We start from the raw sequence: 6,784 nt of genomic DNA on the forward strand, positions 1-6,784 counted from the left end.
CTGGTACGAGGGGCATGTCCAGGGTGAGGACGAGTGCCCCGGCTGCGACTTCCGAGGTGGGCTGCCGAAGAATGCCAACCGCGGCTGCCCATCCTGCAACGGAGGAGCGCCACCGACATTTCGATGGCGCTCCTCGGCGTTTGGTACCCCTGCGCTCGATTCCACATCCTTTGTGGAGTTGACCATGCATAGCAGTCCCGCCCTGGCGGCCCTGACCAGCCCGTATACCTCGCGCTTCCCACCGCACTCGGCAGTCGTCGATCGCTTCGTGTCGTCGGGGACGCGGTGCCCATGGGCACCGCCTCACTACCTCGCGTTCCAGGACTGCGCATGCTCTTCGGCGAGTCGGACGCGAGCAACGCTAGTCAGGAGATCAGCGACTGCGCACGGCTCATCGTTGAAGCCCTCGGCCACCCTTCCAAGAACAGATACGCGGTCTGGTCGGCATCTACCTGGCCGACGCCGAGGGGAACCCAGTGAGCATGCTCTACCTTGAATAGCTAGGTCCTCACGCGGGTTCCGCATCGACAGCGTCCGGCACAGCGTTCAGCAGACCGGCTTCCGCCGCCGCCCGGACCACTGTGAGACCAGTGTCGAACGGCATCTCGTAGAAGCGCTCACCCACATGCCGGGCGTCATGTAGGTCTTCGGCGAGGTGCAGTGCCATCTGTTCCTGTTCCTGAGCGTGCGGCAGCACAGGGGAGGCCCAGGCATTGAGCAGCCCGTAGCCGTGGCGGCCAGCTTCCCGGATGTGGCAGCGCACCCGCTCCGACACGTCCTTGGTGTGCCCCAACAGTACGTACTGATGGGGACCTTGGAATTCCAGGACGTACAGTCGACCTGCCGTGCGGCTGGTCGGCTCGGGGCACTTGGCAGGCACCACGTCCTCCCAGAGCCGACCGAGCCGAATCGCCCAGTGGCCATGGAATGGCGGGGTCAATCCGCGCTTCAGCTCCGCGCGCATCTCGTTGATGACCTCGGGGGCGAGGAGAGACCTGTACCGATCCGGCAGGGGTTCGACCGGGCAGAGCCGGTCCAACGAGGCCCAGTCCAGGTCCGGCGGTATCTCCGCCCCCGGCCCGCGGTACGGATAGCTGCCCGGCGAGTGCGGGTCGGGGACACGGGGAGCCTGGAACAGCCGCTGCCAATTGCTTGTCACGGCTCAAACCTAGGAGCTGCCACTGACAAGCACTCCGTTCGGCTCTCAGGCCCCTCACGACCAGTAAACGGAGAGAGTGCACTTCAGGTCGGTGGTGCCGACGGCTGCACGCGGCCGGCGCTTGCGCGCCGGGGTTCGGGAACAAGCGCGGCTGTGCAACGCGGTCCTCCGAGATCTCCGTGAGTATCGGCATCGCCAGCGAGGCCGCCAAGACGGCCAAGCCGAGGCTCCCGCCGATCGAGAACGCTGAGCCATCGAGGCCTACTCGTCCGCCTCGCGGGGTCCCGCCACCGGCCACCCCACTTCGGCGTTCGGTCAGGAAGCAACGGATCCGCACCCACTGCACGTCAGTCAACGGCTCACCTGGACCAACGATCGGATGACCCGAACGAAATGGCCTACTGCAGGTAGGTGCCGGCGAAGGCTCCGTCGAATCCGAGCGCGGCGAGGCCCTCGGCGACACTGGGGTAGGTCCTCCGGTCCGGGATGGCGATCAGGGCGTCGAAGTCGGTGCGGCTGATCTCGGGTTCGAGCCACTGGTTGCTGCACCGGCAGACGATCCAGACGTTGCGGCCGTGGTTGATGAGCAGCCAGTCGCGTCGGGCGCGGCAGGCCGAGCATCGTACGGGGATTCCGCGCAGGGCCAGCTCGTCCGGGTGGCTGAGGCAGCGTGTCGCGCCGGGACCGCTGGGCGGTTGCATCTCGTATTCGAGTTGCAGCAGGGGGTCGGTGCCGGCCGGGAGGGTGGGCAGCACGGGTGCCGGCTCTGCGGTGCGGTCGGTGGTTCTGAGCACGAGGGTCATCTCCCGGTTGAGTCCTTCTGGTTCATCCGTAACAGCCGGGGAATCGGCTGTCCAGGGGGTTCGTGGTGACCGGCCTCCCCGGTCAGTGGTCAGCGGCGCGGTGGTCGGGTGCGTGGGTCGGTGCCGGGGCGAGCTGCCGCCGTTGGGGCCGTCCGGTTGCTGGTGTGGTCGTTGGTCGAGGTCGTGGGCTGACGGGTTCCGGCCTGCGGGTGAGGAGTCGCTTCTCCCGGGTGTGCGGGGAGCTGGGCGAGGCGGCGCAGGCGCCAGACCAGGACGTCGTTCACGTCCTCGGCGGTGTCGAGTTCGCGCATGGCGATGGCCCGCTGCAAGAGCGCGTCGGGGTCGTGGCCCGCCTGTTCGGCCTGGGCAAGGGTTGCGGCCAGGGCGTCGGTCTTCGTCGGCGTGCCGTCTGCTCGTGGCCCCTGCTGCGGCAGTGCTGCGCGGATGGTGGCCTCGTGGGTTCGGCGTACGGCGTCGGGGAGGGCGCGGCCTTGGTCGTGCAGTGCTCGCATGGGTGTGGCGGCGGCCTGGCGGTAGGCGGTGCGCAGGTGCTCGGCGGTCTGTCGGGAGGCGTGGGCCTGCTGGGCGTGGCCGCGGGCGGAGTGCCAGCGGGCGGCGGCGAGGGCGGCCAGGACCAGGGTCGAGGCGAGCATGGCGGTGGTGCCGCCGTCTTCGCCCCGGCCGAGTGCGCCGCCGGCCTGGATGATGCCCCGGGCCGCCGAGCGGATCGCGCGGGTGTCGGCGCGTTCCGCTCGGACGTGGCTGCGGGTCGCCCGTTCGAAGGCTCGGGCGGCGGCAGCCAGCTCGGCGCGGGTGGCGGCCGGGGAGGTCTGGGCGACAGCGTCCAGGAGTTCGCCGACCCCCGCGAGGTGGTCTGCGGCGTTGTCGTCGTCGCTGTCGAGCAGGGTGGCAGCGTGCTCGGCGATGCCGGCGGCGCTCCGCCGTGCCCCAGCGGGCGGGGACCAGACCAGTCGACCGCTGATGGTGGCCGAAGGCGCCGTCTGGTCGACCGTGTCGTCGCCGAGGCGGAGGCGGATCTTCGGCAGGGACAGGTCTGGGGCGAGCTTGGAGCCGGGGAACCAGACCGGTTCACCGTTGCGGTTGCGGTCGCCGGGGAGTGCGACGTTGTAGCCGAGCGCGTCACCGGACGGGGCGGTCCGTACCTTCACGCGCAGCCCGGCCTCGCGCAGCCGGGTGAAGAACTCCTCTTCGGTGGCCGCCCCGGCGAGGGACTGGCGGACGGCTTCGCGCAGCGTTTCACGCGAGGGCTCAGGTCGTCCGGTGCGCTCGGCCTTGAAGCGCTCGGCGCTGGTGGGCGCCTGGGAGCCGGTGCCGTCACCCGGATTCAGGCGGCGCAGTCCCCACTCCTTCTCGATGCGACGGCATTCGGCCTGGGCCTTCTTGAAGTCGTAGTTCATCCGGGGGCGGCGCAGGTCACCTCGGACCATGGTGGCCAGGATGTGGATGTGGTCGTCCGCGTGGCGTACCGCGACCCAGCGGCAACCGTCCGGGTCGCCCTCAGGGGCTATCCCGGTCGCCGCGACCAGGCGTCGGGCGACGGTGTTCCACTCGGCATCGGTCAGCATCCGGTCGCCGGGGTCGGTGCGGACCGAGCAGTGCCACACGTGCTTGGCGGGCGCGCGGTCGCCTGCCTGCTTGACACGCAGGTCCAAGGCAGCGGTGAGGCGGGCGAGGGTGACCTTGGGGTCCGGGTCGCGGCCGGGGTCGGGGGCGAAGCCGTCCCAGCTCCCGACGAGGTGAGGATCGACGTGCTCGTCACGTCGCCCGGGACCGTAGAGGTAGACGAGGAGACCGTGGGTGCGTGAGCCGCGCCGGATCTTGGGGACCATCAGAGCCGCTTCTTCACCAGGGCGTCGGCCGTGTCGTCGACGCGGGACAGCAGTCGGATCAAGGCCGCCAGGGCGCGGTCGAGTTCACCGGCACGCGGGAGGCCGCCGCTGTTGAGGACGTAGGCGATCTGGTTGATGTTGTTGCCGACCCGGGAGAGCGCGGTGCGCAGGGCGGCCAGCTCGTCGATGGCAGCGTCGAGCTGCTCGTTGGAGTGCAGGGTGGTGGAACCGCGGGCGACGGCGAGGCCGGCGGCTGCGATGAACCGGGCAACGGTGACGCCGCGTTGCGCGGCAGCGGTGACGATCTCGGCTTTCTCGGTGTCGGAGAGGCGGGTGGTCGTCTTGCGGGTGCGCTCACTCGGATTGCGGCTGCGGCGGCGCGGTGTGCGATCAGGGAACGCGGGCGTGCTCGGGATCGGCTGCTCGCGCGAGGCGCGGTGCTCTGCTTCTCCCCCTGTGACCGGCGCCCCCTGGTGCCGGTTGCCCGGCTGGTCCCCATGCGCCCTCGCTCGGGGACCAACCGGGCTTCCCCCGCCCTCCTGGGCGGGGGCAAGTGCGTGCGACGGGCCGTAGGACCGTCGTATGCGACAACTTGCTCCGCCTGGAGCCGTCGTGGGCTCACGCTGCTGTCCGGCCGTGGTGACCACCGGGTCGTTGGCGGTTGTCACCGGCTCGTCTCCGGATCCTGCTGCTGAATTTCGCGGACGAGTTCCTCGATCCAGTCCATGGCCAGGACCGGGTGATGCAGAGTCCAGGGGCGACTGTGCCGCTCGCGTTGCACGGTCCAGGAGCTGTCGGGGCCGCACTGGGCACGGTGGAGGTGACCGCGCTGGTGCAGCACCGTCAGCCAGGAATCGACCTCGGCAGGCGTGGCCGGGCGGGTGCGCATGAGGTGTTCTCCGCTTCGTTTCGCCAGGGCGTGGGGGTGTGTGTCCGGGGCGGGTGACCGGCCGAGGTGCCGGCTCAGTCACCCGCCCCGTGGGGTCCGGTCAGGTCCGGACGGAAGTGACCTGCTGCCCGTGCTGCTCGCGGAGCTGGGCCATCAAGGCGGTCAGGGTGTCGCTGGACAGGGGGATCTGCTGACCGCGGATCGCCTGGGCGACCACCTTGCGGGTCAGCTTGTCCTCGGCCCTGACCGCCGACCGGGCGATCTCCAGCAGCTCCTCGGTGTCCGGGTCAGAGCGCCGGTCACCGGTTGTCCGGGCGTCCTGGTCAGTGACCGGCGGCGAAGTGACCGGCCGTTCGGTGACCGGCAAGGGGCTGTCCTGGTGGCCGGTGACCGGCTCGGTGGTCTCCGGGCGGTCAGTGACCGGCCGCGCGGTGTCCGGCTGTCCGGGCAGGTCAGCGGCCTCATGCGGCTGACCGTGGTGACCGGTGACCGGGGTGCTGCTGTCCGCCGGGGCACTGTCCCCGGTCAGTGACCGAGGAGTGGGGGTCTGCTTGTCCAGGGACAGACGCGGCCGATCGGTCAGGGCAGTGACCGGCTGCCCGGCCCTGACCTGACCGGACTCCGACTGCTGACCGACCCGGTCGGCCCGGTCAGCCCGGGTGACCGCGATGCCGGCGGGCTTGCCGACCTGACCGAGGTGACCGACCTGACCGTGGTCCTCGCGGTCACTGTCCTTGACCGGCCCTCGAGCGATGAGGATGTAGAGGTGGACCGCTCCGGCCAGCGCGAGCGGGGCGATCGTGGACAACACCGCGACCACGGCGTCTCCGAGGCGGAGCCCGGTGTCCGTGACCGCTTCCTCGTTGAGCCGCACCGCGTGCAGCGCGTTGGCCCAGATGCTGGCGGCGGTGGCCGTGCCGACGAGCATCCAGACATAGAGCCGGGCACGCAGCGGCGCGTCGCGCAGGACCATGAGGGCCCGGATGCCGTAGGCGATGAACCCGTCGATCACCAGCGGGAAAAGGTAGCTGAGGAAACCTCGGACGTGGATGGCGACAGCCATCTGCTGAAGGGCGTCCCAGCTCAGGGCGCATCCCACGCTGCCCAGAGCCATGACAACCGCGCGGTCCCAGTCGGTGATGTGCGCCGCCCTGGGCGCGCTCGCGGTGCTCACGCCGCAGTCCCGAAGTCATCGCGGCCCAGACGCTCACCGTTGGCCTTGAGGGACGGGGTGGTCTGCGTGCTCTGTTCCAGGTCTCGGTTGCGCAGGGCCCGGCGAAGCTCGCGGTACAGCTTCTGGGCGTGCTCCTCGGTGATCTTCAGGAGCCAGGCCAGACGCTGTTCCGACAGGCCGTGATGGTAGGCGGCGTGAACGACCGCGCGGCGCTCGGCCTTGGTGAGGTGCACGTCGCGCCCGGCGACGGTGGCGTTGACACGGCTGTAGTCAAGGCGGTTGGCGAGCTGCTCGTGCAGCGGGCCGCGTTCCTCCTCGGTCATGCCGCCCCGGATGCCGTAGGTGTCACCGCCTTCGAGGGCGGCGTCCAGGCAGGTACGGCGCACCGGGCACTGCCCGCACAGCGACTTGGCGGTAGCGATCTTGTCGGTCTCGTCGGGCTCCGGGAAGAAGGTCTCGGGGTCCACCGGGCTGTACTCGGTGCTCTGGCAGACGGCATCGTCCTGCCAGGTGTGGTCGCCGAGCGACCGGTGGCGGGCAGGGGTGATCGTCGTGGTGGTCATGCGGGGTGCTCCGATCGCTCTCCGCGCGCAGGGGCGTCGGCGGAGGAGGCGCTGGTTCGTGAGAGGGAGACGGGTCGGCGCGCCATGGGCGCGGCCGGACTGCGGAAGGTCAGGCGGCAGCGCGGAAGCGTCTGCGGTCGACCGGCTCGAACTCGACGCGGGTGGTCATCTGCGCGAGCCGGGAGGCGACGCGGTCGCCGATGTAGGCCCGGAAGTCCCTGATGCTCAGGTTGGTGGTGATCAGCGTTGGCAGTTCGAGGTTGTACCGGCGGTTGATCAGCCGGTAGGTCACTTCCTCGACCCACTCGGAGGACTTGGCCGCGCCGAGATCGTCGATGATCAGCAG

The 6,784-nt window shown here is 70.2% G+C and carries 7 protein-coding genes and 1 pseudogene; all 8 read right to left on the reverse strand.

Annotation, left to right across the window (positions count from 1 at the left end; translation table 11 throughout):
* Nucleotides 1-508: 508 nt before the first annotated feature.
* The gene (locus ABT112_RS21430) at nt 509-1,159 is read right to left on the reverse strand and encodes a hypothetical protein (RefSeq protein ID WP_351511868.1); all 651 of its coding nucleotides are present in this window, start codon (nt 1,157-1,159) and stop codon (nt 509-511) included.
* A 398-nt stretch (nt 1,160-1,557) separates the two neighbouring features.
* Nucleotides 1,558-1,962: a hypothetical protein gene (locus ABT112_RS21435; RefSeq protein WP_351511870.1), complete on the reverse strand. Its 405-nt coding sequence runs from the start codon at nt 1,960-1,962 to the stop codon at nt 1,558-1,560.
* An 89-nt stretch (nt 1,963-2,051) separates the two neighbouring features.
* Nucleotides 2,052-3,812 carry a relaxase/mobilization nuclease domain-containing protein gene (locus tag ABT112_RS21440; protein WP_351511871.1) on the reverse strand — a complete coding sequence of 587 codons (1,761 nt, stop codon included), beginning with the start codon at nt 3,810-3,812 and terminating at the stop codon, nt 2,052-2,054.
* Nucleotides 3,812-4,480 (reverse strand): plasmid mobilization protein, encoded by a 669-nt coding sequence (locus ABT112_RS21445; protein ID WP_351511873.1) that lies wholly within the window; start codon nt 4,478-4,480, stop codon nt 3,812-3,814. Before ABT112_RS21445 ends, ABT112_RS21440 begins: the two co-directional genes overlap by 1 nt.
* On the reverse strand, nt 4,477-4,701 hold the full coding sequence (locus ABT112_RS21450) for a hypothetical protein (RefSeq protein WP_351511875.1): 225 nt from the start codon (nt 4,699-4,701) through the stop codon (nt 4,477-4,479). The genes ABT112_RS21445 and ABT112_RS21450 overlap by 4 nt, the downstream gene beginning before the upstream one ends.
* Nucleotides 4,702-4,801: 100 nt before the next feature.
* Nucleotides 4,802-5,875 (reverse strand): DUF2637 domain-containing protein, encoded by a 1,074-nt coding sequence (locus ABT112_RS21455; protein ID WP_351511877.1) that lies wholly within the window; start codon nt 5,873-5,875, stop codon nt 4,802-4,804.
* On the reverse strand, nt 5,872-6,438 hold the full coding sequence (locus tag ABT112_RS21460; protein ID WP_351511879.1) for a WhiB family transcriptional regulator: 567 nt from the start codon (nt 6,436-6,438) through the stop codon (nt 5,872-5,874). The genes ABT112_RS21455 and ABT112_RS21460 overlap by 4 nt, the downstream gene beginning before the upstream one ends.
* Nucleotides 6,439-6,547: 109 nt before the next feature.
* Nucleotides 6,548-6,784, reverse strand: a pseudogene (locus ABT112_RS21465) (ATP-binding protein); the annotation flags it as partial.

The organism is Streptomyces sp. NPDC002055 (assembly GCF_040296705.1).
Lineage (GTDB): Bacteria > Actinomycetota > Actinomycetes > Streptomycetales > Streptomycetaceae > Streptomyces.

Excerpts from the sequence above, each read along its gene's own strand:
- ABT112_RS21460 (WP_351511879.1), bottom strand. The coding sequence starts at position 6,438 with ATGACCACCACGACGATCACCCCTGCCCGCCACCGGTCGCTCGGCGAC.
- ABT112_RS21440 (WP_351511871.1), bottom strand. The coding sequence starts at position 3,812 with ATGGTCCCCAAGATCCGGCGCGGCTCACGCACCCACGGTCTCCTCGTC.
- ABT112_RS21435 (WP_351511870.1), bottom strand. The coding sequence starts at position 1,962 with ATGACCCTCGTGCTCAGAACCACCGACCGCACCGCAGAGCCGGCACCC.
- ABT112_RS21450 (WP_351511875.1), bottom strand. The coding sequence starts at position 4,701 with ATGCGCACCCGCCCGGCCACGCCTGCCGAGGTCGATTCCTGGCTGACG.